The 26332-nt window shown below is 67.7% G+C and carries 20 protein-coding genes and 1 riboswitch; of the genes, 10 read left to right on the top strand and 10 right to left on the bottom strand.

The window, feature by feature from the left end:
- Positions 1–554: 554 nt before the first annotated feature.
- Complete coding sequence (locus ABB28_RS06815) at positions 555–1952, top strand: DEAD/DEAH box helicase (RefSeq protein WP_057507920.1); 1398 nt, start codon at positions 555–557, stop codon at positions 1950–1952.
- A 121-nt stretch (positions 1953–2073) separates the two neighbouring features.
- On the opposite strand, the gene ABB28_RS06810 is transcribed toward ABB28_RS06815, so the two are convergent.
- From ABB28_RS06810 to ABB28_RS06790, 5 genes are all read right to left on the bottom strand, one after another.
- Positions 2074–4383: a TonB-dependent hemoglobin/transferrin/lactoferrin family receptor gene (locus ABB28_RS06810; protein WP_057507919.1), complete on the bottom strand. Its 2310-nt coding sequence runs from the start codon at positions 4381–4383 to the stop codon at positions 2074–2076.
- Positions 4384–4545: 162 nt separating this feature from the next.
- Positions 4546–5373, bottom strand: coding sequence for an EF-hand domain-containing protein (locus ABB28_RS06805; RefSeq protein WP_057507918.1), 828 nt, complete (start codon positions 5371–5373; stop codon positions 4546–4548).
- Positions 5374–5397: 24 nt separating this feature from the next.
- Positions 5398–6192, bottom strand: a complete 795-nt coding sequence (locus ABB28_RS06800) for a DUF4198 domain-containing protein (protein WP_057507923.1) — start codon at positions 6190–6192, stop codon at positions 5398–5400.
- A 602-nt stretch (positions 6193–6794) separates the two neighbouring features.
- Positions 6795–9389, bottom strand: a complete 2595-nt coding sequence (locus ABB28_RS06795; RefSeq protein ID WP_057507917.1) for a M14 family zinc carboxypeptidase — start codon at positions 9387–9389, stop codon at positions 6795–6797.
- Positions 9390–9487: 98 nt separating this feature from the next.
- Entirely contained in the window at positions 9488–12133 is a 2646-nt protein-coding gene (locus ABB28_RS06790; RefSeq protein ID WP_057507916.1) for a TonB-dependent receptor, read from the bottom strand.
- A 179-nt stretch (positions 12134–12312) separates the two neighbouring features.
- Between ABB28_RS06790 and queD the strand changes: the two genes are divergently transcribed.
- Positions 12313–12678, top strand: coding sequence for a 6-carboxytetrahydropterin synthase QueD (gene queD / locus ABB28_RS06785; protein WP_057507915.1), 366 nt, complete (start codon positions 12313–12315; stop codon positions 12676–12678).
- A gap of 213 nt (positions 12679–12891) precedes the next feature.
- Here queD and ABB28_RS06780 read toward each other — a convergent pair whose 3' ends face one another.
- Entirely contained in the window at positions 12892–14352 is a 1461-nt protein-coding gene (locus ABB28_RS06780; RefSeq protein ID WP_057507914.1) for a sensor histidine kinase, read from the bottom strand.
- Positions 14349–15068, bottom strand: a complete 720-nt coding sequence (locus tag ABB28_RS06775; RefSeq protein ID WP_057507913.1) for a response regulator transcription factor — start codon at positions 15066–15068, stop codon at positions 14349–14351. Before ABB28_RS06775 ends, ABB28_RS06780 begins: the two co-directional genes overlap by 4 nt.
- Before the next feature lie 145 nt (positions 15069–15213).
- On the opposite strand from ABB28_RS06775, the gene msrB reads away from it, so the two are divergent.
- The 6 genes from msrB to ABB28_RS06745 all read left to right on the top strand — a co-directional run bounded on the left by msrB (position 15214) and on the right by ABB28_RS06745 (position 20703).
- A complete protein-coding gene (msrB, locus tag ABB28_RS06770) occupies positions 15214–15771 on the top strand; it encodes a peptide-methionine (R)-S-oxide reductase MsrB (protein WP_057507922.1) in 558 nt (185 codons plus the stop codon).
- Between the two features lie 28 nt (positions 15772–15799).
- The gene (locus tag ABB28_RS06765) at positions 15800–17563 is read left to right on the top strand and encodes a cytochrome c biogenesis protein DipZ (protein ID WP_057507921.1); all 1764 of its coding nucleotides are present in this window, start codon (positions 15800–15802) and stop codon (positions 17561–17563) included.
- Between the two features lie 9 nt (positions 17564–17572).
- Complete coding sequence (gene msrA / locus ABB28_RS06760) at positions 17573–18310, top strand: peptide-methionine (S)-S-oxide reductase MsrA (RefSeq protein WP_057507912.1); 738 nt, start codon at positions 17573–17575, stop codon at positions 18308–18310.
- Between the two features lie 132 nt (positions 18311–18442).
- Positions 18443–19888 (top strand): aminotransferase-like domain-containing protein, encoded by a 1446-nt coding sequence (locus tag ABB28_RS06755; protein ID WP_057507911.1) that lies wholly within the window; start codon positions 18443–18445, stop codon positions 19886–19888.
- Between the two features lie 9 nt (positions 19889–19897).
- Positions 19898–20380, top strand: a complete 483-nt coding sequence (locus tag ABB28_RS06750) for a GAF domain-containing protein (protein WP_057507910.1) — start codon at positions 19898–19900, stop codon at positions 20378–20380.
- Entirely contained in the window at positions 20377–20703 is a 327-nt protein-coding gene (locus tag ABB28_RS06745) for a TfoX/Sxy family protein (RefSeq protein ID WP_057507909.1), read from the top strand. The genes ABB28_RS06750 and ABB28_RS06745 overlap by 4 nt, the downstream gene beginning before the upstream one ends.
- 163 nt (positions 20704–20866) lie before the next feature.
- Here the strand turns inward: ABB28_RS06745 and ABB28_RS06740 are convergent, their stop codons facing one another.
- Positions 20867–21454 carry a histidine phosphatase family protein gene (locus tag ABB28_RS06740; protein WP_057507908.1) on the bottom strand — a complete coding sequence of 196 codons (588 nt, stop codon included), beginning with the start codon at positions 21452–21454 and terminating at the stop codon, positions 20867–20869.
- A gap of 165 nt (positions 21455–21619) precedes the next feature.
- Positions 21620–21840: riboswitch (cobalamin riboswitch) on the top strand.
- A gap of 115 nt (positions 21841–21955) precedes the next feature.
- Between ABB28_RS06740 and btuB the strand changes: the two genes are divergently transcribed.
- On the top strand, positions 21956–23794 hold the full coding sequence (gene btuB / locus ABB28_RS06735; protein ID WP_057507907.1) for a TonB-dependent vitamin B12 receptor: 1839 nt from the start codon (positions 21956–21958) through the stop codon (positions 23792–23794).
- Between the two features lie 137 nt (positions 23795–23931).
- On the opposite strand, the gene gph is transcribed toward btuB, so the two are convergent.
- Together gph and ABB28_RS06725 are read right to left on the bottom strand one after the other, a co-directional pair.
- Complete coding sequence (gph, locus tag ABB28_RS06730) at positions 23932–24570, bottom strand: phosphoglycolate phosphatase (RefSeq protein ID WP_245625301.1); 639 nt, start codon at positions 24568–24570, stop codon at positions 23932–23934.
- Between the two features lie 105 nt (positions 24571–24675).
- A complete protein-coding gene (locus tag ABB28_RS06725; RefSeq protein WP_057507905.1) occupies positions 24676–25578 on the bottom strand; it encodes a LysR family transcriptional regulator in 903 nt (300 codons plus the stop codon).
- Between the two features lie 98 nt (positions 25579–25676).
- On the opposite strand from ABB28_RS06725, the gene ABB28_RS06720 reads away from it, so the two are divergent.
- Entirely contained in the window at positions 25677–26315 is a 639-nt protein-coding gene (locus ABB28_RS06720; RefSeq protein ID WP_057507904.1) for an NAD(P)-dependent oxidoreductase, read from the top strand.
- Positions 26316–26332 lie beyond the last annotated feature (17 nt).

Genomic DNA, 26332 nt, shown 5'->3' with positions numbered 1-26332 from the left:
TTGATGCAGCCGTCGCACGCGCGAAGGGCACACGGGACCTGTCAGAAGCCCGGGCGGGGAGGGTTCGCAGCGGCTCCTACCGTAGTCGTCGGCGCTGCCCACCCGGCGGACACCAGGAACCTGTCAGAGGGCCGGGCGGGGAGGCGGTGCGGGGGCGTTGAGCGCCATGGATGGCGCGAAACGAGGCCCGCAGGATGCGGCCTTTGCCGTCCCCCGCACCGCCTCCCCGCCCGGCGCGCGCCCGGATGCGGCTTCTAGACCCAGCCAACCTGAACACGCACCTTTGCGCCGGATCTCATTCTTCGGTTAGACTTCGCCGGTCTGCAGCGGCCGTCCGTTTCCCTCCGGGACCGCCGGCGAGCCAGGTCACCCGACCCCTCGCCCGCCCCCACTCCGGCGCCGTTCGTCACGCATTCCAGCCTGCGCTCTCCGCGCCGGCTGCACCCAATTTCTCGCAGCGCGGTTCACGGGAACGCTCCGAGTCAGCCGATCTCATCGATCTGCCCCCGCTTGGCCATTCGGCCAGGCGTTCTCTGTTTTTGGAGCTTTCTCGAATGTCTTTTGAATCCCTGGGCCTTGCGCCCTTCCTGCTGCGTGCGCTTTCCGAGCAGGGCTATGAAACCCCGACCGCCATCCAGGAGCAGGCCATCCCGCTCGCCCTGGCCGGCCGTGACCTGCTGGCCGGCGCACAGACCGGCACCGGCAAGACCGCAGCCTTCGGCCTGCCGCTGCTGCAGCACCTGGCCACCAATTCGCAGGAAGTGTCCAGCGGCGGCCCGCGCAAGCCGCGCGCCCTGATCCTGACCCCGACCCGCGAACTGGCCACCCAGGTGCACGACAGCCTGCGCGGCTACAGCAAGTACCTGCGCATCCCGAGCGCCTGCATCTACGGCGGCGTCGGCATGGGCAACCAGCTGGACATCCTGCGCCGTGGCGTGGACCTGCTGGTGGCCTGCCCGGGCCGCCTGATCGACCATATCGAGCGTCGCAGCATCGACCTGTCCGGCATTGAAGTGCTGGTGCTGGACGAAGCCGATCGCATGCTCGACATGGGCTTCCTGCCGTCGATCAAGCGCATCCTGGCCAAGCTGCCCAAGCAGAACCGCCAGACCCTGCTGTTCTCGGCGACCTTCGAAGAGAGCATCAAGCAGCTGGCGCTGGAGTTCATGCGCAACCCGGAACAGATCCAGGTCACGCCGAAGAACACCGTCGCCGAGCTGATCACCCACCGCGTGCACCCGGTCGACGGCGGTCGCAAGCGCGACCTGCTGCTGCACCTGCTCGCCCAGGACAGCCGCGAGCAGACCCTGGTCTTCGCCCGCACCAAGCACGGCAGCGACAAGCTGGCCGCGTTCCTGGACAAGTCCGGCATCAAGACCGCCGCGATCCACGGCAACAAGAGCCAGGGCCAGCGCCTGCGCGCACTGGCCGACTTCAAGGCCGGCCGCGTGACCGTGCTGGTGGCCACCGACATCGCCGCGCGCGGCATCGACATCAACGAGCTGCCGAAGGTGATCAACTTCGACCTGCCGATGGTGGCCGAAGACTACGTGCACCGCATCGGCCGTACCGGTCGCAACGGTGCCACCGGCGAAGCGATCTCGCTGGTTGCCCAGGATGAAGTGAAGCTGCTGCGCCAGATCGTGCGCCTGCTGGGCCGCGACATGGACATCCGCGACGTGCCGGGCTTCGAGCTGCAGGTGCCGATCCGCTGGGGCAACAGCGCCCCGGGCAAGGCCGACAGCGATATGGGTGACCGTGGCGTGCGCAAGACCTCACATGCACGTCGTCCGCACGGCGACGCCCCGCGCCACGCCCATGCCGGCCCGAAGAAGACCGGCGGTGGTCGTCGCGAAGGCGGCGGTGGTGCCGGCCAGGCGCGTGCCGCGCAGGGCCAGGGCCAGCGTCGTGGTGGTGGCGGCCGCAGCCAGGGCAGCAGCCGCGCGGTCTGATCCGCGCCATGCGTAGCTGACGGTCTGTGCCGTCAGGCCTGCAATGCAGAAGGGACGAAGCGCGAGCTCCGTCCCTTCTTCGTTTACGCCCGCCGGGCAGCGCCGCGGCCGGCAGGCTCGGTCAGAAGCTGTAGGCCACCGTCACCCGTGCGTTGCGGCCCGGCTCGCTGTAACGGCCGATGCCCTGCTCGTTGACGTAGCCATACAACGTGTTGGTGCCCTCGAAGACGCCACGCACGCGCTGCCACAGGTAGTACTCACGGTCGGTCAGGTTGTACACGCCCGCGCTGACCCGCAGCTGCTCGGTGACGTTCCAGCTGCCCACCAGGTCGAGCACGGTATAGCCATCGGCCTTGCCCACCCAGTCCGGCGTCTCGCGCGTGCCGTTGGCCAGGGTGGTGTAGGCATCGTCGGCATCCTTGCCCCACGCATGGGTCAGGTTGGCGGTGACGTTCCAAACCGGCGATGGCGCGTAGCGCAGGCCGACCACCACGCTGGCCGGTACGATGCTTTCAAGCGGGTCCCCGTTGGCCTTCTCGCCTTCGCTGTAAGCGGCGGCAATGCGCGAAGACCAGGCATCGCTGAACTGCCAGCGGCCTTCCAGCTCGGCCCCCTTCACCGTGACCTTGCCGGCGTTCATCGGCATCGTCGCGTTGTAGCTGTACTGGATCGGCGCGGTCGCGGTGGTGCGGTAGCCGTTGGCATACGCCTGGGCAGTGGTGACCGTCTCGATGAAGTTGCTGTAGCGGTCGCGGAACAGCGAGAAACCCAGCTGGCCACGGTCGGTGCTCCAGCGGTAGCCCAGCTCCACGTTGAGGCTCTTTTCCGCATCCAGCTCCGGGTTGGACGAAGACGTATCGAACTGCACCTGGGCACCGGTGATGGCATCGAAGGCAACGGTGCTGCCGGTCGGCGAGTACAGGTCGGCTACGCTCGGCGCGCGGAAACCACGGCCGACCTGGGCCCACACGGCGTGGTCGGGCAGGAAGCGGAACTCGGCACCGAGCTGCCAGCTGGGGGCTGAGAACTGCAGGTCGCGCACGCTGCCGGTCGGATCGACGAAGGTCGCGTCCACCGTCGGCGAGTAGTCATAGCGGTCGTAGCGGGCGCCGCCGCTGAGCACCAGCCGCTCATCCATCAGGGTGACGCTGTCACGCAGGTAGAGGTTCCAGTTGCGTGCATCGGTCTTCGGCACCTGGCGCGGATCCTGGTCTACGGTGGCGATGTCGCCGGCCGCCGTCCAGCGCGTGTCCACCGCCGTGAAGTCGACGTCGCGGGTCTGCCAGGCCAGGCCGTAGACGATGTCATGGCGCGTGCCGGCGTTGTCCAGCACCTTGCTGAAATCCAGCGCTGCACGGTCGAGGGTCTGCTCGGTGGAGCGGTTCTCGCTGCGCAGGCATGGCACGGTGCGGCCCGGGCAGCCACTGCCGGCGAGGATGGTGGTCAGCCCACGGCTCTCGGTGACCTGGTGGTCCAGCTGCGCTTCCATGCTGTCGAACAACGCGTTCTGCGCACGGTACTGCCAGCGCACGCCGTAACGGTCACGGTCGTTGCGGTCGTCACCGCGGCGCTCCAGGTAGCCCGGCGAATAGACCCGCGACAGGTTGTCCACTTCATTGCGGGCGCGGCCGCGCTCGACCATGAAGCCGAGCGTGTTGCGCTCGTCGAGCTGCAGGTCCAGCTTGCCCAGCAGGTTGTCGCGGGTGCTGTCCACCGGGTCCGGTGTACGCCTGCCGACGCCGATGCGGTCCACCGTGGTGTCGTACCAGCTCTCCGACTCATGGCCGTCGCGGCGGGTGTAGACCAGCATCGATTCCGCGATGCCGGTGCGGTTGGCGAAGGTCAGCGTCCCCATCGTTTCATCGTTGGAACCGCTGTAACCGAACTTCATGCCGACGTGCGTATCGTTGCCGGCCGGCTTCAGGTAGTCGGCCGGATCCTTGGTGGTGAACACCACCGCGCCGCCCAGCGCCCCGCTGCCGGCAGTGATGGAATCGGCGCCCTTGATCACCTGCAGGCTCTTCAGCGTGTCGATGTCCACGTCGCCGCGGCCACCGCGGAAGAACTCATACGAACGCGCGGTCTCCACCGATTCGCCCAGGCTCAGGCCGTCCACGGTGATCGCCACGCGATCGCTTTCCAGGCCACGGATGTTGAAGCCGTTGTCACCGAAGCGGCCCATGTCGACCACGCTGACGCCGGGAATGTAGCGGATGGCTTCCTCCATGTTGTTGGCCATTTCCGCATCCAGGTCGGCGGCGCTGAGGACGGTGACGTTCTGGTTGCGCGACGTGTTCTTCCTGGCGCGCTCGGCTTCCACGCGCACGGTGTCGAGGGTCCCGGCATCGGCCGGTGCGTCGGCATGCGCGACGGGAATCGCGGACAGGCTGGCGAGCACCGCCAGCGAAAGCAGGGATAAGGACAGGTTCATCGGGAAAGCTCCGCAGGGAGAAAGGGCTGGACGTACGCCGTTCCTGGCTGTCGGCGCGCGGGGCGCCGGTGCGGGCTGGGAGGTCGTGAGAAGGGAGGTTGCGTGCGCGCGGCGATCGAGCGCGGTGCGCGGGTGCCGGCAGCGTGCCGGCACCCGGTTGGATCAGGGCGTTGCCACCGGTTCCGGGTCGCGCGCATCGACGATCCGGTCGCCGTTGGTGTCCGCGCGCTCGAACAGGCGCTTGCCCGACACCTGGTACTCGGCGAAGGTCATCTGACCGTCCTTGTCGCTGTCCAGCGCACCGAAACGAACGCCGGCCTGACGACCGCCGGCCTCGCGTACCTTGGCGCGCTGCGCATCCAGGCGGCCGGCAAACTCGGCGGTGTACTCGGCGAGGTCCAGCTGGCCGTCCCCGTTGCCGTCGGTGGCGGCGAAGGTCGCCGCACGCGCAGCGTCGAACTCGGCCCGGTCGACCACCCCGTCGCCGTTGCGGTCATACAGTTCCAGCATGCCGTTGGCGGTGTGCGAGGTCGGCATCTTCAGCGGATCACGGTTGCTCGCCGCCGCACTCTCGCGGGTCGCTTCCTGGCTCTTCTCGTAGCCAGCCCAGGTGCGTTCACCGGCCGCGTCGAACTCATCGCGGCTGATGCGGCCGTCGTTGTTGCGGTCCAGTGCCTTGAAGCGCGTATCGGTCTGCCGCAGGTGCCCTTCGCGGGCCTTGGCCAGGCGCTCGTCGAAGCGCTGCAGGTACTCGTCGATGTACTCCTGCTTGTCCACGCTGCCATCGCCGTTGCGGTCGGTCGCGGCGTAGCGTGCGCGTCGGAACGCCTCGAACTGCGCCCAGCTGACCGCGCCGGTGTCCTGCGGATCGAACTGTTCGAGGAAATCCGCAGCAGCGGAGGACGGTGCCTTCGCGCCGGCCTGCGGTGCCTGGGCGGCAGCGCTGCTGGTCGCGGCCAGCAGGGCCATGACGATCACGATCTTGTTCATTCGGTTGGGCCTTGGAAGAGGTGCTTACGGTTCCAGCACGCGGAAGCTGAGCGTGTAGTTGTTGCCGTACTGCGGTGCAGCTGCGCCTTCCGGCGCCGCGCCGCGGTAGCGGATCAGCGCCAGGTAGGCGCCGGCGTGCTGCAGCGGCAGGCTGGCCTTGCCGGCGGCATCGGTGGTCAGCTCGATCGGTGCCGGCTGTGCCGGTCCGTCGCCGAGCGCGCGGTTGATTTCCACCTTCTGCGCCGGCAGCGGCTTGCCGTCGTAGCGCACTTCGAACTGGAAGTGCTCGCCCACGTACAGGTCGCTCGGGTGGGTCACCGGCACCAGCTCCAGGCCCTTCCCATATGGGGCGAGCGCGTCGGTGGTCGGCGCGCCGGCGGTCAGGTACACCTCCGAACGCGACAGGCTCTGGTAATGCGAGACGATCTTCGCCCCCGCCGGCAGCGGCGCGGACGGATCGCGGCTGCTTTCAAGCTTGCCGTTGACGTCGAAAGTGCGGAACACCGCGCCCAGGCGGTTGCCGGTGCTGAAACGATAGGTGCCCTTCTTGCCCGGCAGGCGCTGTTCCACCACCGCGCGGGTCTTGAGCAGGTGCACGGTGTCCGGCGCGTGCTGCACGCCGTCCGGATCGGTCACCACGAAGGTGCTGTTGTCGAACACCACTTCAGGCACGAAGAAGGTTTCGGCAAAGCTGGCATCCAGCGTCACCAGGCTGGTGGGCTGGATCTGGAACGTGGCAGGCGCCAGGTAAGGCGTATGCGCATGGGCAGGCATCACGGCGGCGGCCAGCAACAGGCCGGCCAGCAGGCAGGTTTTCATCGGCATCTCGAGTGGAAGGCACCGGCCCCAGTCCGGCGGCGCACACTCTATGCCTATTGCGAATGATTCGCAATACGATTGTTACTGCTGCGAGCGGCGGGGCCCCTCGCGGGGGGTGGTCTGTAGGGTTTGCTGGTTTGGCGCCGGGTGGGTGGGTCATGCAGGACACGCCGTGAATCCGTCCGTGGAGGCTCGCTGTTCGCATCCATGCGAACAGACGGTCCTGCATGACCCACCCACCCGGCGCCCTGACAGGTTCCGGTGGCCACCCGCCGCGTAAGAAAAAAAAAGAGCAAAGGCAGGGGTCAGAGTCCTTTCGCTGCGCGAAAGGACTCTGACCCCATCTTCCTCCCACCCTTCCTTCCCACCGCTTTTTCCATGGCCACCATGGACCTGTCGAAGGTGGGGCGGGGTGGCTGTGCAGGACCGTCTTTTCGCATGGATGCGAAAAGCGAGCCTACACGGACGTACTTGCGGCGTGTCCTGCACAGCCACCCCGCCCCACCTACCCCACGGCCCTGCAGCTCTTGACGTTGCCGTTGCCGTGGCGCTGGCTCGAAAAAAGCGGGCCGCCGGGCTGCAAGCCCGGCAAACCCGACTGCTTACCCGCGCGGCTTGGCGGGGTTCAACAGATTGCCGAAGAACAGCGCATTGACCAGCAACCGGTCCGTCCCGTGCCAGTACTTGCGGTGCGCCGGATCATCGGCAAACAGCACCACGTTGCCCTGGCCCTGCGGCGACACCAGCAACCACGCCGAACCGCTCACCCGCGCACGATTGCGCTCGGACAGATAGCCATTCACGCGCACCTGCTCGTCAACCCGCACCACCGTGGAAAACGGATTGGCACTGGGCTGCAACACCACCGCGTTTTCCTTGTTCACCGCCAGCTGCCGGCGCGGCGTGCCGAAGCCCAGCGGATGGCTGGTATCGATATCCGCGCTCAGGATGTTGCCACTCACCCGCTCGATGGCCGCGATGTCGCGCTGGTCACCGAACGCCTTGCGCGAGGCATCGGCGGTGTCTTCATCGGTGCCCAGCTTCTCGCCATCGGCCAGCTTCTTCTCGATCGCCCAGCGCGAGGCGGTGCCATAGGTCACCAGCGATCCGCCGGCCTGGATCCAGCGCTTCAACGCGGCAACCGCCGCTTCGTCCACGCCCTCGTACTTGCCGCCGGACAACACGATCGAGGTATAGCGGTCCAGCGCGACCTTGCCCAGTTGCGACGGGTCGATCTTGCTCGCCGGCAGCTGCAACTGCTGGTCCAGCAGGAACCATGCCGAGCCGATCTCGGTCGCGTTGACGCCCTCGCCCATCACCAGCGCCACGGCCGGCTTGCGCAGCGCCTTGACGCTGTCGCTTCCCAAGTCGATGCCACCGCGGCTCTGGCCGCTGGCCAGCGCGTACGCCTGCACGCCACTGTCCCCGGCCGCGGCCTGCACCGCCTCCAGCAGCGCAGCGCCCTGCAGCGGCTGGCCGGCGATCGGCACCACGATGCTGCCCGGGGCGAAGGCCACCTCGCCGGCCGACGTGCCGGCGGTGAACGCCTGGAACGCGGCCCGCGTGGACAGCCCCTTGGCCTGCAACGCATACAGCGCGCGGCCAGCGTTGTAGTCACGCCAGTCGATCACGTACGCATAGCCGGCCTGTCCGCCCTGCACGCCCCCCTGGGCGTCGGCCACCGCAGTTACCCGCGCGCCCTCGCCGATCCGGCTCTTGCTGGCCGCGAAAGCCACGCCATACGCCGGTGCGATCGCATACGAGGTACTGCCGTAGAACACATCTCCCTTGATCTGCGGAGTGTCGGCGAAGATCGAATGCACCAGCCGGAACTGCGGCTGCGCCGCCGGCACCACATAGGCGCTGCCGGGTTCGAAACGGCGTCCCTCCACGGTGACCGCCGATGCCAGCGCATGCACCTCGATCCGATGCAGCAGCAGCAGTTCCAGCAGCTTGCGGGTCAGCGCAGGATCATGCGCATCGCCGAACACGAAGCTCTTCAACGGCTGCTGGCCGGCCTGCTTCAGCGCCGACTGGAAGAAGGATTTCTGCAGCGACAGCAGGCCTTCGCGCTCGGCCACCGCGCCGCGCACCGTGCCCAGCCCGGTGGCCACCTGGTTGCGGATGGTGAACGGGAACGTCAATGGACCGTTGACCGACTCCTGCACCCGTCCGCGCGAGCTCGCCTGTTCGACGGTCACCCCGACCGCACCATGGAAGTCCGGGTAGGTGGAGCCATACACCGGGGAGAAGTTGTCGTAGTTTTCACCGGTGTAGTACAGCGAACCCAGCGCGTCCAGCGACGCTGCGTGGTACTTGGCGAGGGTCTTGTTGAACTCGTACGACGACGCCGGCAGCAGCGGGCTGTGCATGCTCTTCGGCGACGGCTCGAAGTAGTACGTACTGTCCTTGCCCATCTCGTGGAAATCGATCTGGACGTTCGGATACCACTGGTGGAACACCTCGATCTTCGGCCGGCTGTCCTGCTGGGTCAGTGCCAGCCAGTCGCGGTTGAGATCGGTGAAATAGTGGTTGGTGCGCCCCTGCGGGAACGGCTCCACGTGCTCCTTGTCGGCCGGATCAGGCGAGGCGGGGCTGGACGCGTACGCGTTGTGCCAGTTGGCGGCGCGGTCGCGGCCGTCGGGATTCTGCGCCGGGTCGAACAGCACCACCGCGTCCTGCAGCCATTGCTGGGTTTCGGCGCTGCGGTTGGCCACCAGGTAGTACGCGGTGAGCATCGCCGCCTCGCCGCTGGAGGTCTCGTTGCCGTGCACGCTGTACCCCAGCCACACCACCACCGGGCTGTCACCGGCGGCGCTGCGCGGCTGCGCCGGATCCACCAGCGTGGCGTGCTGCTGACGGATCGATTCCAGCCGCGCGTGGTTCTGCGCGCCGGTCAGCGTGGCGATCAGCAGCGGACGGCCTTCGTAGCTGCGCCCGATCTCCTGCACCTTGATCTTGTCCGACAGCCGGGCCAGTTCCTTGAAGTAGCCGACCAGCTGGTCGTGGCGGGTATAGCGGCTGCCGACCTCGTAGCCGAGGTACTGCTGCGGGGTGGGAATGGCCGGATCGAAATCCGCCGCCTGCGTGGCCTGCGGGAAGAAGTAGGCGCTCTGCGCCTGCACCGGCGCGGCGGGAACGACGGCCACCGAGGCGGCAACGAACAGGGACAACAACACACTGCGATGGAAGGACACGACGATTCCCCAAGGATGATGGCGCTGCAGCGCCCGTACAGCCCGGCCGGCCCCGTGCGGTGGCCGGCCGGCATGACCGATGACACGCACGCGGCGGGTCAGAAGCGGTAGTCGAAGCCCACCGTGAAGTAGCGACCGCGCAGGTCGTACTGGCTGAAGTCATACGGTGCGCGGATGCCCGGGAACGAGGCGTCGTACGGCGGATCCTCGTCGCCCAGATTCTGGATCTTCGCGTACAGGGTCAGCTGCTCGAAGCCGGTGTAACCCACGTACAGATCGAACTGGCTGTAGGAATCCACGCGGTCCTGCACCGCCTGCGCGGTGGCGCTGGCCTTCTGGTCATAGCCACTGGTGTAGTACCAGGTCAGCGCGGTGCGCACGTCGCCGTAGCTCCAGTCCAGCGTGGTGGTGGCCTTGTCCTTCGGCAGCGTGGCGCCGAGGTTGCTGCCGGCGTAGTTGACCAGCGGTCCGCCGATCACGGTCGGGCGGCGGTAGTCGCGCACGTGGGTGTAGGCCGAACTCAGGTTGAAGGTGCCCAGCCGCTCGGTGGGGATGCGCTGGCGCAGCTCCACGTCGATGCCGGAGGTCTTCAGGTCGCTCAGGTTCTGGTAGCGGTTGTAGACGGCCTGGATCTTGCCGCGCTCATCGCGCTGCACGGCACCGGGCACGTCATTGGTCACCAGCGTCTGCGTGTTGTTGGTGCCGACCAGGTTCTCCAGTTCGATCTTGTAGTAGTCCACGCTCAGGTTGGTGTTCGCCCACGGCGACAGCACCACGCCGAAGTTGTAACTGCGCGTGCGCTCCGGCTTCAGTTCGGTGTTGCCGACGGTGAAGAAGGTCGGGTTCTGCCGCGAACCGGGCAGGTCCGGATCACGCGGGTCGACCACGCTGCCGTAGGAAATGCTGGTGCTGTCCGAATTCTCGGAAAGTGACGGCGCGCGGAAGCCCTTCGACGCAGCGGCACGCACCAGCAGGAAGTCCAGCGGCTGCCAGCGCAGCCCCAGCTTGGGCGAGAACGCATCACCGAAGTCATCGTAATGATCGGCACGCGCGGCCACCGACAGCTCCAGCTTCGAGGCCAGCGGTACGATGGCTTCGGCGTAGGCGGCGCTGACCGTGCGCTCGCCGTGCACTTCGGCGATCGCCGGGCGCACCTGCAGGCCGGCATCGATCTGCCACGGGTTGTTGGAATCGAGCTTCTCGCGGCGCCATTCCACGCCGGAGGCGAAGCCGATGTCACCGGCCCAGGTGTGGCCGAGCGTGCCGGAAATCTTCGCATCGATGCCCTGCAGCTTCGACTCGGCCGGGCGCAGGGTGGCGATGTTGATGCCATCCAGCACCGACTGCGGCGTCGCCGAAGGATCCAGCAGGTTGTAGCTGCCGGTGGCCAGCGCATCGGCCAGGGTCCAGCGGTTGGCGAAGCCACCGGACACCGTTTCGCGCTCGCTGCTGCGTGCGCCGAATGCACCCACTTCCCAGTCCCAGCGCTCGCTGCTGCCACGCAGGCCGACCAGGCCACGGTAGGACTGCGAGCGGTTGGTCTTGATCGTGCCGCCAAGGTTGAAGAACGTGTATTCGATCGGGATCGCGCGGCCGTACGGGTTGTACGGATTGCCCGCTGGCAGGTTGGACGACACCGGCTCGGCCAACCCGGTATCGGCGTTCAGCGCGAAGCGGCCGCTTTCCAGGGTGAAGAACGGGCTGCTGCCGAACCAGGACACGCCCTTGACCTCGCTGTACAGCACTTCGCCGAATGCTTCGACGGTGTCGCTGAGGCGGAAGGTACCGTTGGCGTAGGCCTGCCAGCGCTTGGTGGAGGGAATCAGCGTGGTGAACGGCGCCTGGTTGAAACCGCAGGTGTCGCCGGCGAGTCCGTCGATCGGCGCGCTGGCCACGCGGGTGGTGCCGTCCGGGCACTGGCCGTTGGCATCGAGCATCGGCACCGACACGCCGTTGACCAGGTAGCGTGCGCCCTTGGCCGACCAGCCGTTCCAGCGGCCGCCGGGCTGGTCGCTGTAGATGCCCGATTTCGTCAGGTCACGCTCGTCCTGGTCCAGGCGATCCCGGTTGTAGGCTTCCAGGCTGAAAAGGATGTTGTAACCATCGGTCTCCAGGTCGCCCAGGCCACCGACGAACTTCAGCTTGGTCTCGTCCAGCCCGCCCTGGTCGGCGGTGCCGACGCTGCCGCCAACCTCCGCGCCCTGGTAGTTCTGTCGGGTGATGATGTTGACCACGCCGGCCACCGCATCGGAACCGTAGACCGCCGACGCACCGTCCTTCAGCACTTCGATGCGCTCCACCGCGACCAGCGGCAGCGCGTTGAGGTTGACGAAGGTGTCCGACAGGCCGTTGGCCGGGAAGCCGTAGTTGGCGAGGCGACGGCCGTTGAGCAGCACCAGCGTGTTCTTCTGCGACAGGCCGCGCAGGCCGATGCCGGCTGATCCGGACGCCCAGCCGCTGTTGGATGTTTCATTGGCGGCGTTGCCGGTGTTGGCGGAGATCGAACGCAGCACGTCGGCCACCGAGGCCTTGCCGGTCGCTTCAAGCTGTTCGCGACCGATCACCTGCACCGGATTGGCGGTTTCGGTGTCGGTGCGTTTGATGTTGGAACCGGTGACACGCACGGCGGCCAGGGTGCTGGCATCGCCACTGGCAGTGGTTTCGGCGGAGGTTTCGGCGGCGGCAGGCAAAGGCGCGGCCAGGGCGGCGGCAAGGGCCGCCACGAGCAGGGTGTGCTGGGGCATGTCGAAATCGTGGGGTGGGTGGTGGTAACAGTTCCGCAGTAGCACATGAATGGCCGCGCTGCGACCAATAACATCTCTTCATACGGATATAAGAGAAGCTACCATCTCTTCATCGCGATGAAAAGGAAGTTGTTGCCCCTGCAACGGCTTTGCCAGCGCCGGGCCGCTACAATCCCCCCATGGAAATCTTCAAAGTCTTCATGATCGAGGCAGCGCACCGGCTGCCGAACGTGCCCCCGGGCCACAAGTGCTCGCGCCTGCACGGGCATTCGTTCCGGGTGGAGCTGAAGGTGGAAGGCGAGCCCGGCGCGGAAACCGGATGGATCATGGATTTCGGCGACGTCAAAGCCGCGTTCCAGCCGATCTACGACCGCCTGGACCACCACTACCTCAATGACATCCCGGGCCTGGAAAATCCGACCAGCGAGAACCTCGCCACGTGGATCTGGCAGCAGCTCAAGCCGGTGCTGCCGGAACTGAGCGAAATCACGGTGCACGAGACCTGCACCTCCGGGTGCCGCTATCGGGGCCCCACCGGCCGCTGAGCAAGCGATTGATCCTGAACGGGTTTTGGTTCGGGGTAGAAAATCCACCGTCGCCTGTTGCAATGCAGCACGAAAGGCGTATGCTGCAATGCAACAGGTCGCGAATCACCGGATTCCGGAACCGCAGACCGCCAGAACACTGCATGGGTCCCTCCCCCCGTGCAGTCGCAGGACCCGACAGATCCCTCCCTCTGTCGGGTCCTTTTTTTTGGCCTAGGGCCGTGCGCGCGGCAAGGCGAAGCGGAACACGGCACCCTGCGCGCTTTCCAGCAGGGCGATGTCGCGCCCATGCAGCTGCACGATGCGCTGCACGATCAGCAGGCCGAGGCCACCGTTTTCGCCGCGCCGTGGCCCCAGCGCCGCGGGAGCCTGGAACAGCGTGGCACGCAACGCCGGATCGACACCAGGGCCATCATCGCTGACCGTGACCCACAGACTGTCCGCATCGACCGACAACGCCACCTGCACCTGTCCGCCCCGCGGCGTGTGCCGCAGCGCGTTGTCGATCAGGTTGGTCAGCACCCGCTCCACCAGCCCGACATCGGCACGCACCAGCGGCAGTCCCTGCGGGAACCGCGCATCCAGCAGCAGACCCTTGGACTGCGCGGACAACTCGAATTTCTGCAGCACGTCCTGCAGCAGCTCGGGCAGGGCGAAGACTTCCCATTGCAGCTGCACCTGCCCATGCTCCAGCCGCGCCAGTTCGAACAGCGCGCGTGCCAGTCCGCCGACCTTGGCACTCTGCGACAGCGCGATCGAAAGATAACGGCGGCGCTCTTCCACGCTCAGCGTCGCCTCCTTCATCGCCAGCGTTTCCAAGTAACCGTGCAGCGATGCCAGGGGGGTGCGCAGGTCATGCGAAATATTGGCCACCATCTCGCGTCGCTGCAGGTCCTGCTGGCGCAGCTGCTGCCACTGCTCGCCCAGCCGGTGCGCCATCTGCGCGTGCGCATGCTCCAGGATCAGCAGCTCGTCGCGCTCATCATCGTGCAGCGCGGGCAGCGACGGCAGGTCGGTGGGGGCATCGATGTCGAACGACTGGATGCGCCGGGTCAACTCACGCAGCGGGCGGGTCACCCAATAGAACGCCACCAGCCCGGCCAACATGCCCAGCACGGCAACCAGCGCCACCGACCACAGCGTGGTCCGCCACTGGCTGCTCGCGGCCAGGTCGTCGGCGAGCATCTGCCGTTGTTCGCCGACCAGCACCACGTACACGTAACCGGCCGCGCGACCCTGCACCACCAGCGGTGCCACGCTGAAGACCTTGCGCCCGCGTGCACTGCGCGGATCATCGCCGAGGATCGGCAGCGGCGCGCCGGCCAGCAGCGCCTGCAGCGGCGCCACGTCCACCCGGTCACGGCGCAGGTGGCCACTCGGCGCGTCATGGCCGAGCACCCGCCCCTGGTCATCCAGCAGGTACACCTCCACGCTGGGATTGACCGCCATCAACTGGCCGAACAGCGCGCGCACTTCCGGCTCGCGCATGCCGGCCTGGTCCATCAGCTCGCTGCGCTGGGCGATATGCCCGGCCAGCCCCAGCGACAGCCGCTGCACCACTTCCTGTTCATGCCGCAGCGCCATCCGCATCTGCATACCCAGCAGCGCCAGGCTGCACAGCACCAGCAGCGCGGCGAACACCGCCGCCAGCTTCTGCCACAGGCGCAGCTTCATGCATCACCTCCGGCGGCGACCAGCTTGTAGCCGCGGCCCCACACCGTGAGGATCTGCCGCGGGTTCGCGGGATCGGCTTCGATCTTGTTGCGCAACCGGTTGATATGCGTGTTGACCGTGTGTTCGTAGCCATCGTGGCCATAGCCCCATACCTGGTCCAGCAACTCCGCGCGCGCGAACACCTGCCCCGGGTGGCGGGCGAAGAACAGCAGCAGGTCGAACTCACGCGGGGTCAGCTCCAGTTCCCTGCCCGCGTGCAGCGCCACCCGCGCCAGCGGATCCAGCCGCAGACTGCCCAGTTCGATCGCACCGGCTTCCAGTCGCGCGCTCTGCGCCATCGCCTGCGCACGCCGCAGCAGCGCGCGCACGCGCGCCACCAGTTCGGGCATGGAAAATGGTTTTGCCAGGTAGTCATCGGCGCCCAGCTCCAGCCCGACGATGCGCTGGGTCTCGCTGCCGCGCGCACTGATGATGATGATCGGCACGTAGCGCGCCATCGCCCGGGCGCGTCGACAGATCTGCAGGCCGTCCACGCCCGGCAGCATCACATCCAGCACCAGCGCATCCCATGGGCCATCCTGTTCCAGCAGGCGCATGCCGTCGTCGCCGGTGGCGGCATGCACCACCGCATACCCCTCGTCCGCCAGGTGCAGGCGCAGCAGGTCGGCGATATGGACATCGTCTTCGACGATCAGGACACGCTGGGCGTCAGTCATGGAGGCAGGCAGGGGCGGTCAGGAAGCGTAAGGGCATTGTCAGCGCAGGCCGACCCGGATGTATCACGGAAAATTGAACTCTCCGTGAGGATTCGTTGATCGGCGTGGGCGCAGCATGGCCGCATCGTCCCTGCTGGAGATGGCCATGTCCCTGTCCCGACGTCACCTGCTTGGCCTTGGCGGCATGGCCGCTGCCGCCAGCGTGCTGGGCATCGGCGCCTGCAGCCGTGCCGCGCCGGCCGCCGCCGAAGCCGCCCCCGCCCGTCGTTTCGAGATCATGCGCAGCGACGCACAATGGAAGCAGCAGCTGACCCCGGCCCAGTACGCCGTGCTGCGCCAGCAAGCGACCGAACGCGCGGGCAGCAGTCCGCTGGACCGCGAAAAGCGTCGCGGTACGTTCCACTGCGCCGGCTGCGCACTGCCGTTGTTCTCCTCCTCGACCAAGTTCGAAAGCGGCACCGGCTGGCCGAGCTTCTGGGCGCCGCTGCACGATGCCGTTGGCGAACAGCGCGACACCCTGTTCGGCATGGTCCGCGTGGAAATCCACTGCCGTCGCTGTGGCGGGCACCTGGGCCATGTGTTCAACGACGGCCCGCGTCCGACCGGGCTGCGCTACTGCATGAACGGTGCCGCGCTGACCTTCGAGCCTGCCGCACGCACCGATGCCAGCGATGCCGGCAGCGCCTGGCGGGTGCCGGTCTGATGTCTTTTCCCTTGTTGATGGAGCGTCGCTGATGCTGTTGCTGCTGGCTTACCTGGGGGGTGTGTTGACCCTGCTCAGTCCGTGCATCCTGCCGGTGCTGCCGTTCGTGTTCGCGCGTGCCGGCGGCTCGTTCCTGCGCAGCACCCTGCCGCTGCTGCTGGGCATGGCGATCACCTTCACCGTGGTCGCCAGCCTGGCCGCGGTGGGCAGTGCCTGGGTGGCACAGGCCAACCAGATCGGCCGCTGGGTCGCGCTGGTGGTCATGGCGGCATTCGCGCTGGCGCTGCTGTGGCCGGCGTTCGCCGACCGCCTGCTGGCACCGTTCCAGCGCATCGGCGCACGCCTCAGCGCACGCGCCGATGCCGCCGACGACGCCGGACGCGGCGGTGCCTGGACGTCCCTGCTGGTGGGCATCGCCACCGGCCTGCTGTGGGCCCCGTGCGCCGGGCCGATCCTCGGCCTGGTGCTCACCGGCGCAGCACTCAACGGCGCCAGTGCCAGCACCAGCAGCCTGCTGCTCGCCTATGCCCTGGGTGCAGTCACCGCGCTGGCGCTGGCGGTGTGGGTGGGCGGCCGGGTGTTCAATGCGCTGAAGGCACGCCTCGGCCTGGGCAACCTGCTGCGGCGCGTGCTCGGGGTTGCCGCGCTGCTGGCGGTGGTGGCCATTGCGATGGGCTGGGACACCGGCATCCTCACCCGGTTGTCCGCAGTCAGCACGGCACGGCTGGAACAGGGCCTGCTGGACGCCGTGCCGGGCGCGCAGCCGGCCGCTGTGGCGATGACCAGCACCGGTGCGGCGGCAGCCGATGTTCCGCTGCCGGTGGAAGGCGAACTGCCTGCACTGGACGGCACCACCGGCTGGCTCAACAGCCCGCCGCTGACCCGCGAACAGCTGCGCGGCAAGGTCGTACTGGTCGATTTCTGGACGTACTCCTGCATCAACTGTCTGCGCGCGATGCCTTACGTGCACGAATGGGCCGAACGCTATCGTGACCACGGCCTGGTGGTGATCGGCGTGCACACCCCGGAGTTCGCCTTCGAGCGCAATCCGCGCAACGTGATGCGCGCGGTCGACCAGTTGAAGGTCACCTACCCGGTCGCGCTGGACAACGACTACGCCATCTGGCGCGCGTTCCAGAACCGCTACTGGCCGGCGCACTATTTCGTCGATGCGCAGGGTCGCATCCGCGCGCACCAGTTCGGTGAAGGCAACTATGCGCACTCCGAACAGGTGATCCGCCGGCTGTTGCAGGAAGCGGGCCAGACCAACCTGCCACCGCCGGCCGATCCCAGCGCCGCGACCCTGCAGGGCGTTGCCGAACAGGCCGACATGGGAAACCTGCGCTCGCCGGAAACCTACCTGGGGCATGGGCGTGCGGAAAACTTCGCCTCCCCCGGTGGCATTGTCCGCGACCAGCAGTCCGCATACGCCCTGCCTGCGCAATGGGCGTTGAACCAGTGGGCGCTGCAGGGTCCGTGGTCGGTCGACCAGGAGTCGGCCACGCTGGCGGCGGCAGGCGGACGCATCGCCTTCCGCTTCCACGCCCGCGACCTGCATCTGGTGTTGGCACCTGCGACAGAGGGCACGCCGGTCCGCTTCCGCGTGCTGTTGGATGGCAAGCCGCTGCAGGCCGCCGATGCGGGCGGTGACGTGCGCCCCGATGGCAGCGGCGTGGTCGATGAGCACCGCCTGTACCAGCTGGTGCGCCAGCGTGCCGACATCGGCGAGCACCTGTTCGAGATCGAATTCCTGGACCCCGGTGTCCAGGCCTACGCATTCACGTTTGGCTGAGGAGGTCCCATGAAATTCTCACTGGAACAAGGCATCGCCGCAGCCGTCGCGGCCGTGGTGGTGGGGGCGCTGGTGGTGTTCGCGGTCGATGCGGGCCCGGCCATCGGCGCGGGCATGGCGCCTGCACGCGCCTCCGAAGAGAGCCGCGCCCTGCCTGCCCCTACCGGCGTGGCGGCGTTCAAGGACGAGCGCACGCAGGCCAGCGTGGTGTTCGCCGGCGGCTGTTTCTGGGGCGTGCAGGGTGTGTTCCAGCACGTCAAGGGCGTGGGTAACGCCGTCTCCGGCTACATCGGCGGCGACGCCTCCACCGCGCGCTACGAAACCATCAGCAGCGGCCGTACCGGTCACGCTGAAGCGGTACGGGTGGACTACGATCCGCGCCAGGTCAGCTATGGCCAACTGCTGCAGGTGTTCTTCTCGGTCGCCCACGATCCGACCCAGCTCAACCGTCAGGGACCGGACCACGGCACTCAGTACCGATCGGCCATCTTCAGCGACGACGCCCGCCAGCAGGCAGCCAACCGCGCGTATGTCGGCCAGATCGGCGCCTCGTTCGATTCCCCGGTGGTGACCGAGCTGGGCACCGGCAAGCGCTTCTATCCGGCCGAGGCCTATCACCAGAATTACCTGGAGCGGAATCCGCAGGCCGCCTACATCCGCTACTACGACGCACCCAAGCTGGTGGCCCTGCAGCAGCGGTTCCCGCAGTTGTACCGCCGCGAGGCGGTACTGGTGCCGATGAAGTAAGCAGGCAAAAAGACGCACGTCCATGGCGGACGTGCGTGGGGGAAATGCCGGAGCTGATGCCAGCGGCAGCCATCGTAGTGCGGGCAGGAACAGGGGTACAGTGGCAGACGCCCTCTTCCTGGTTGGATACAGATGGACGCCCCACCCACCCTGCCCCGTTACCAGCAACTGGCCGATGAGCTGTCTACGGCAATCCACGCCGGCCGCCTGCCCAGCGGTGCGCGCCTGCCCTCGCTGCGGCAGATGGCACAGCAGCGCAAGGTCAGCTTGAACACGGTGATCGGGGCCTACCGGCAACTGGAGGATGCCGGGCTGGTGATACCGCTGCCGCGCTCCGGATTCCGGGTCGCTGCCCGCCTGCAGGTCCCCCGGCGCTCGCTGCGCGACGCGCCATCGGCCCCCACTGCAGCCGGCCAGCAGGTGTTGATGGCCAGGGTACTGGCCGCCCAGCAGCGACCGCGGGTGCTCGACCTGGCCTTCGCCGGTCCACGCGGCCGGGCCTTCTACCCCGGCGTGCAGTTGCAGCGCGCCACCGCACAGGTGCTGCGCCGCAGCCTGGCCACGGTGGAGACGTACGCGCGCCCGGACGGCTCACAGGCGCTGATCCGGCAGATCGTACGGCGTGGACCGCGGATGGGCCTGCATACCGCGCCCGAACGGATCGTGCTGACCCACGGTGCGATGGAGGCGCTGCAACTGGCCCTGCGTGCGGTAACCGAACCCGGCGATGCCGTCGGGCTCGAAGCGCCGTCCTACTTCAACCTCTATCCGCTGCTCGCCAGCCTCGGCCTGCAGGCCATCGAACTGCCGACCCACCCCCAGCATGGGCTGGACGTGGAGGCACTCGATGCCCTGCTGGACACCACCGCGCTGGCCGCGCTGGTGGTCATGCCGACGGTGCACAACCCCTTGGGTTGCACCATGCCGGTGGCGGCCAAGCAACGCCTGGCCGAGATGGCGCAGGCACGCCGACTGCCGATCATCGAAGACATCGTGTACGCCGAACTGCAGCACAGTGAACCGCTGCAGCCCCTGCTGAAGGCCTTCGACCGCGACGGCTGGGTGATGGTGTGCGCGGGCTTCTCCAAGACGCTGGCGCCGGATTACCGCATCGGCTGGCTGGAAGGCGGGCGCTTCATCGACCGCATCGCCCTGCTCAAATTCCATTCCAGCGGCGCCGAGTCGCGGCTGCTGGGCGATGCCGTCGCAGCCTTCCTGGAAGCCGGCAACTACGAACACCACCTGCGTCGCGTGCGCCGGCTGTACCGCGAACAGACCAGCAAGGTGCGGCAACTGGTGTCCCAGCATTTCCCGCCCGGCACGCGCGCCACCGAGCCCACCGGTGGCTTCCTGCTGTGGGTCGAGATCCCCGGCGTGGACACCAGCGCGCTGTTCGAACAGGCGCTGGCCGAGGACATCGTGTTCATGCCCGGGCAGGTGTACTCGCGCGGCGCACGCTACCGGCATTGCCTGCGCCTGTCCTGCTGCCAGGAGCTGGATGCGCGTTACACGGCGGGCATCGCGCGGATCGGGGCGCTGGCCACGGCACTGGCCGCCAGCACCGCCGTGCCTTGCTAGACTGGCGGCATGTTCGCCACTTCTTCGCTGACCGGCAGCAAGCCGGAACAATACGCCCAGCTGCTGGACCAGGCCCGTGGCCTGGTGCATGGCGAGAGCGACCGCATCGCCAACGCGGCCAACCTCTCGGCGCTGATCTACCATGCCGTGCCCCACCTCAACTGGGCCGGTTTCTACCTGTTCGACGGCACTGAACTGGTGGTCGGACCCTTCCAGGGCCTGCCCGCCTGTGTGCGCATCCCCCTGCACAAGGGTGTGTGCGGTGCGGCCGCGACCGAACGCGTGACCCAGCGCATCGACGACGTGGACGCGTTCCCGGGCCACATCGCCTGCGATTCGGCCTCGCGTTCGGAACTGGTGGTGCCGCTGGTGAAGGACGGCGCGCTGATCGGCGTGCTCGACCTGGACAGCCCGTTGCTGGCGCGCTTCGATGCCGATGACCAGGCCGGCCTGGAAGCCATCGCCGCCGTGTTCGTCGACGCACTGCGATGAGCACCCTGCAGCTGCGCAACATCGGTCCGAAGAGCGCGGCATGGCTGCGCCAGGTCGGCCTGCGCAGCCGCGAGGAACTGCTCGCCATCGGATCGGTGGGAGCCTTCGTCAAGGTACGGCGGGCCGGCTTCAAGCCCAGCCTCAACCTGCTGTATTCGCTGGAAGGCGCCTTGCTGGACTGCCACTGGCAGGACCTGACCGAAGCCCAGCGCAGCGCGCTGGTGCAGGATTACGAAGCGCGCATCGCGCTGCAGCCGCTGAAGGCGCCGGGCCCGGCCTCCGGCCCGGTACGCGAACAGCGATTCGACGACCGCGACGACTGACGGTAGCGCCGAGCCGTGCTCGGCGAGCGCGAAGCGCGGCCGGTTTCAGGCAACCAATGGTCCTGCTGCGTAACGACCGATGCCTCTGGTGGGTGACGACCGTTGGTCGTCACGCTCCCTCCCCCGCCGAGCATGGCTCGGCGCAACGGATTCCAACCCATCATCAGGGCTGCTGCAGCTCCAGCAGTTCTCCCCACAGCCCGGCATCCCCGCGCTCCACCCGCAGCCGCAGCCGCGTGCCATGGTCGATGCGCAGCGCCCAGCACAGCGCCACCGGCAGGCCACACACCTGCGACAGCACCATCCGCAGCGGTCCCCCATGGCTGACGATCAGCGTCGGTGCTGCATCCTGCGCTTCTTCCTCATCGAACAGCCGGTCCAGCGCGCGCGCGATGCGGCGTTCGAAGTGACCCCAGCTTTCGCCATTCGGCGGCGCGAACGCATGCGGATCGCGATGGAAACCCAGCAGTTGCTGTTCCGGCAGCGCTTCGATCGCCAGCCCGTCCCAATCGCCGAAATCGAGTTCTTCCCACTCGGGATCAGGCTGCACGTCCAACCCGCGTGGCACCGCCAGCGCGACCGCGGTATGCAGCGCGCGCAGGCGGGGCGAACTGATCACCCGCTCCCATTCATGGCCTTCGTAGGCCACGCACAGCGCATCGTGCGCACCGGCCAGCAGCGGCGGATCGGTGCGACCGTCCAGGTGGGTGTCACGGCCGGTGCTGGCGTGGCGGACCAGGTCCAGGATCATCGCCAGCCCCCGCGGCAGCGGTCCTGCATCGGCAGGCAGGCACTGGGGCCTTGGCGCAAGGGGGCAACGCAGTACGGCATGGACGTCATGGGCAGATCTGGAACGAAACAGGCGCCATTCTAGTGCACCGGCGTACGCGGCCTGCAGCGCCGCACGCGATGGCTTAGACTGCGCGCACTTCAAGGTGACCTGCGGCGCTGGCTGGCAGGTTGAAACGGGAAGCCGGTGACGCATCCGCGTGATGCCACTCCGGCGCTGCCCCCGCAACGGTAAGCACGTCACAAGCGGACCTCACGCCACTGTGCCCCCGGGCATGGGAAGGCGTCCGCCCGGTGGATCCCCCACCGACGGCAAGCCCGGAGACCGGCCCGGAAGCACCAGGTTGCGATGCGGTGGGCATCGGCGACGGCCACCGCGCGCTTGCGTGGTGCGCATCGCCCTGTCTCCGCGCTGCAGCTCCCTTTTTGTCCGCGCGGGCGAGCGCGGCAGCCGGAGTTCCCCATGACATTGCAGTCCCGAATCCTTTCCCTGGCCGTGCTGGCCGCATTGCCCGGCATGGCTGGCGCACAGAGCGCGACGACCGCGCTGGACCAGGTGCTGGTCACCGCCACGCGCACCCCCATCGCTCTGGCCGACAGCCTCAGCCCGGCGCAGGTGATCGACCGCACCGCCATCGAGGCCAGCCAGGCCACGTCGCTGCAGGACCTGCTGCGCGGTCGCGCCGGCATCAACCTGGCCAACACCGGTGGGCTCGGCAAGCAGACATCGCTGTTCCTGCGTGGCACCAATTCCTCGCACACCGTGGTGCTGGTGGATGGCGTGCGCATCAACACCGGTGACTTCGGCCTGGCCATGCTGCAGGACCTGCCGCTGGCGCAGATCGAACGCGTGGAGATCGTGCGTGGCCCGCAGTCCAGCCTGTACGGCGCGGACGCGATTGGCGGCGTGGTGCAGATCTTCACCCGTCGCACCACCGGCGGCTTCGCACCGCACCTGGAACTGGGCGGCGGCAGCAACGGCCTGCGCCAGGCCAGTGGCGGCATCGGCGGCGGCACCGAACGCGGCTGGTTCGGGCTGGATATCGCTTACCAGCACAGCGACGGCATCGATGCGTGCCGCGGCTCGGCGGCGACCTTCCAGGGCTGTGGTGCGGACGAGCCGGATCGCGATGGCTACCGCAACCTGTCCAAGAGCGCGCGCGGTGGCTACACCTTCAATGAACAATGGAGCGTGGAAGGCAGCGCCCTGCGTGCGGAAGGCGAGAACCACTACGACGGCTACTACAACTACTCCGAAACGCTGCAGCAGGTGCTCGGCGGCAAGGTCCGCTACACCCCGTCCGAGCGTCTGGCCGTGACCGCCAGCATCGGCCGCAGCGACAACGAATCGGACAACAGCGGTCCCTTCGGCGCGTTCGGCAGCGCGCAGACCCACCGCGACAGTGCCTCGCTGCAGGTCGACGCCAGTCTGGCCGACAACCAGCTGCTGAGCGGCGGCGTGGACTGGAGCGATGACAGCCTGGACGGCAGCAGTGCCGGCTACCTGGTCGACAGCCGCGACAACACCGGCATGTTCGTGCAGTACCAGGGCCGCTTCGGCAAGCACCAGGTGCAGGCCAGCGTGCGCAACGATGACAACCAGCAGTTCGGCAACCACACCACCGGTTCGCTGGCCTGGGGCCTGGACCTGGGCGCGGGCTGGAAGCTCACCGCCAGCCACGGCACCGCGTTCAAGGCGCCGACCTTCAGCGACCTGTACGACCCGTGGAGCGGCGTGGCCGCGCTGGATCCGGAAAAGGCCCGCAGCAGCAACATCGGCATCGCGCAGCAGGGCCAGGGCTGGCGCTGGGGCCTGGATGTGTATGAAACCCGCGTGGATGACCTGATCACCTATGACGCGGCCACCTTCCGCATGACGCAGGTGGAAAAGGCCCGCATCCGCGGCGCCGAACTGACGGGTGCGACCACGCTGGCCGGCATCGACATCAACGCACAGCTGAGCTACACCGCCCCGCGCAACCGTACCGACGGCGCGCAGTACGACAACTGGCTGGCGCGCCGTGCACAGCAGACCGCGCGCATCGACCTGGATCGTCGCTTCGGCGACCTGCGCGTGGGCCTGACCGGCTTCGGTGCCGGCAAGCGCTATGACGATGCCGCCAACACGGTGAAGCTCGCCGGCTATGGCACCGTGGACCTGCGCCTGGAATACGCGCTCAGCGATGACTGGTCGGTGCTTGCACGCGCGGCCAATGTCTTTGACCGGCGCTATGAAACCGTCGCCTGGTACAACCAGCCCGGACGCGAGTACCAGCTGAGCGTGCGTTACCAGCCGAAGTAACGCACACGGAAACGGTCCGTCATCACAGGTAGCGCCGAAGGCAGCGGCAGGAGCCGCTGCCAACGTCGCTTGCGACGGCCCGCAGGGGGCCGGTCAGGACGACCGGCATACCCATGGCCGGCGAGCGCAGCGGGTCCTCAGTAGACGCGCAGGCCCGGCAAACTGCGCAGGTCATCGACCACCGCCACCGCCTCGTTGTGCTGCAGGTCCAGCCCGCGCGGATAGCCGTAACGCACCAGCGCCACCGGCATGCCGGCATCCAGCGCGGCGCGGTAGTCGGTCAACGAATCCCCCACCATCAGGCAGTCGCCGGGCGCGAAACCAAAGTGCCCGGCGATATGCCGCAGCGGCTCGCCGCTGGGCTTGCGCTGCGGCAGCGAATCCCCGCCCAGCACCAGCGCGAAGCGCTCCCCGATACCCAGGTGGTCCAGCAGCGGCTGTACCAGGTCGCTCGGCTTGTTGGTGCAGATCGCCAGCGGCACACCACGATCCTGCAGCTGCGCCAGCGCCTCGGCAACGCCGTCGAACAGACGCGGGCTGCGCAGCAGGCACTCGCGATAGTGCACCATGAAGCCTGGCATCACCTGCTCCAGGTCGATCGTGCTGCCCGCCGCAGTGAAGGCCTGTTCCACCAGCCGCCGCACACCGTCACCGATCCAGGTCAGCACGGTGGCTTCCGGCACCCGCGCCAACTGCCAGTCTTCCAGCGTGCGGTTCAACGCTTCGGCGATGTCGCCGGCACTGTCCACCAGCGTGCCGTCCAAATCGAATATCACCAGCGGATACGGATACGTCGCTACGTCGCTCACAGGCCTGCCATGTCATGCGGGGGAACCTGCAGTGTAACGGCCGCCCGCGGCCGCTTTATTGACCGGCGCTGGCTAGCAGTACGCGGCAAACGCCGGACTTGCAAACCGCTCCACCAGGAAGTCGACGAAGCTGCGCAGCAACGTCGACTGCTGCCTGCGCGAAGCGTAGACCGCATGCAGGCCCATTTCTTCCAGCGTGTAATCGGCTAGCAGCGCGACCAGCTCACCGCTGGCCAGCAACGGATTGACCTGGTACGCCGGCAGCATCGCGATGCCGCTCCCGCGACGCACTGCCTCCAGCAGCAGCGATGAATCGTTGGCGCTGATGTTGCCGCCCACGCTGACCGCCACCTCGCGCCCATCGCGCTGCAGGCGCCACACCCCCTTGCCGACGTAATGGTGGGTCAGGCAGTTGTGCGTGGCCAGCTGTTCGGCGCTATGCGGGATGCCGTGCTGTTCCAGGTAGGCCGGCGCGGCGCACAGCACCGAACGGCAATCGGCCAGCCGACGCGCGATCAACGCCGGATCGATCTGCCGCGATATGCGAACCGCCAGATCAATCCGCTCTTCCACCAGGTTGACGATGCGGTCCACCATCAGCAGTTCAATCCGTGCCTGCGTGTAGCGCTGCACGTAGTCTGCGACCGCCGGGGCAAGGTGCAGCTGGCCGAACGAGACACTGGCGGTCACCCGCAGTACGCCGTGCGGCTCCGGATCCTGGCTGGCCAGCTCGTCTTCCAGTTCCTGGCGCACGCCACGCATCTGCTGGAAGCGCATCAACGCGGTTTCACCCGGGCCGGTCAGCCCGACCCGGCGCGTGGTCCGGTGCAGCAGGCGCGCGCCCAGCCACTGCTCCAGCGCGGCCAGGTAGCGGGTGACCATCGGCCGTGACATGTCCAGCGCGTCCGCAGCCGCCGTCAGGCTGCCGCGCTCGGCGACTTCGATGAACACATCGATGGCGGTCAAACGGTCCAATTGCTCGATCCATGCAACAAATATGACCGTTATACGCTGTTTTTCGATCATCTGGCGGCGCCTACAGTGGCCGCTCACCCCCAACACGGAACGCCCCCATGAAGATCGCCCTCGTCGGTGCCACCGGCAACATCGGCCGCCAGATCGCCCGCCATGCCCTGGCCCGCGGCCACCAGGTCACCGCCATCGTGCGCAGTCAGAAGGAGCTGCCGGCCGAGCTGGACGGCGCGAAGCTGGCCATCGCAGCGCTGGACGACAGTGCCGCGATGGCCGCCGTCATCGCCGGCCACGACGTGCTGGCCAGTGCCTACGGCCCGCGTCCGGGCGATGACATCGGCCAGATCGCCGTGGTCGCCGGGCAACTGCTGCAGGCCGCGCGCCAGGCTGGCGTGCCGCGGTTGGTCGTGGTCGGCGGCGCTGGCAGCCTGGAAGTCGCACCGGGCGTGCAGCTGGTCGATACCCCGGACTTCCCCGCCGCCTACAAGCCCTACGCCCTGGCCGCACGTGAAGCGCTGAAGCAGCTGCAGGCCGTGCAGGACATCGACTGGACGTTCTTCTCGCCGGCTGCGGAAATCGGCCCGGGCGAAGAACGCGGCCAGTACCGCGTGCAGGCCCGGACCTTCCTTGCCGATGCCGAGGGACACAGCCGCATCAGCTACGCCGACTACGGCGCCGCCTTCGTCCAGGAGCTGGAAACCCACGCCCACCCGCACCAGATCATCACCGCCGCGTACTGAACCCCAAAAAAGGGGAC

The sequence above is a fragment of the Stenotrophomonas chelatiphaga genome, assembly GCF_001431535.1.
GTDB lineage: Bacteria > Pseudomonadota > Gammaproteobacteria > Xanthomonadales > Xanthomonadaceae > Stenotrophomonas > Stenotrophomonas chelatiphaga.
The sequence above is the reverse complement of the archived record's forward strand: the minus strand, read 5'-3'. Positions and strand labels throughout refer to the sequence as shown.

Excerpts from the sequence above, each read along its gene's own strand:
- ABB28_RS06790 (WP_057507916.1), bottom strand. The coding sequence starts at position 12,133 with ATGCCCCAGCACACCCTGCTCGTGGCGGCCCTTGCCGCCGCCCTGGCC.
- ABB28_RS06810 (WP_057507919.1), bottom strand. The coding sequence starts at position 4,383 with ATGAACCTGTCCTTATCCCTGCTTTCGCTGGCGGTGCTCGCCAGCCTG.
- ABB28_RS06805 (WP_057507918.1), bottom strand. The coding sequence starts at position 5,373 with ATGAACAAGATCGTGATCGTCATGGCCCTGCTGGCCGCGACCAGCAGC.
- ABB28_RS06750 (WP_057507910.1), top strand. The coding sequence starts at position 19,898 with ATGTTCGCCACTTCTTCGCTGACCGGCAGCAAGCCGGAACAATACGCC.
- ABB28_RS06740 (WP_057507908.1), bottom strand. The coding sequence starts at position 21,454 with ATGATCCTGGACCTGGTCCGCCACGCCAGCACCGGCCGTGACACCCAC.
- msrB (WP_057507922.1), top strand. The coding sequence starts at position 15,214 with ATGTCCCTGTCCCGACGTCACCTGCTTGGCCTTGGCGGCATGGCCGCT.
- ABB28_RS06815 (WP_057507920.1), top strand. The coding sequence starts at position 555 with ATGTCTTTTGAATCCCTGGGCCTTGCGCCCTTCCTGCTGCGTGCGCTT.
- ABB28_RS06780 (WP_057507914.1), bottom strand. The coding sequence starts at position 14,352 with ATGAAGCTGCGCCTGTGGCAGAAGCTGGCGGCGGTGTTCGCCGCGCTG.
- ABB28_RS06720 (WP_057507904.1), top strand. The coding sequence starts at position 25,677 with ATGAAGATCGCCCTCGTCGGTGCCACCGGCAACATCGGCCGCCAGATC.
- ABB28_RS06800 (WP_057507923.1), bottom strand. The coding sequence starts at position 6,192 with ATGAAAACCTGCCTGCTGGCCGGCCTGTTGCTGGCCGCCGCCGTGATG.
- ABB28_RS06745 (WP_057507909.1), top strand. The coding sequence starts at position 20,377 with ATGAGCACCCTGCAGCTGCGCAACATCGGTCCGAAGAGCGCGGCATGG.
- msrA (WP_057507912.1), top strand. The coding sequence starts at position 17,573 with ATGAAATTCTCACTGGAACAAGGCATCGCCGCAGCCGTCGCGGCCGTG.
- btuB (WP_057507907.1), top strand. The coding sequence starts at position 21,956 with ATGACATTGCAGTCCCGAATCCTTTCCCTGGCCGTGCTGGCCGCATTG.
- ABB28_RS06775 (WP_057507913.1), bottom strand. The coding sequence starts at position 15,068 with ATGACTGACGCCCAGCGTGTCCTGATCGTCGAAGACGATGTCCATATC.
- ABB28_RS06755 (WP_057507911.1), top strand. The coding sequence starts at position 18,443 with ATGGACGCCCCACCCACCCTGCCCCGTTACCAGCAACTGGCCGATGAG.
- queD (WP_057507915.1), top strand. The coding sequence starts at position 12,313 with ATGGAAATCTTCAAAGTCTTCATGATCGAGGCAGCGCACCGGCTGCCG.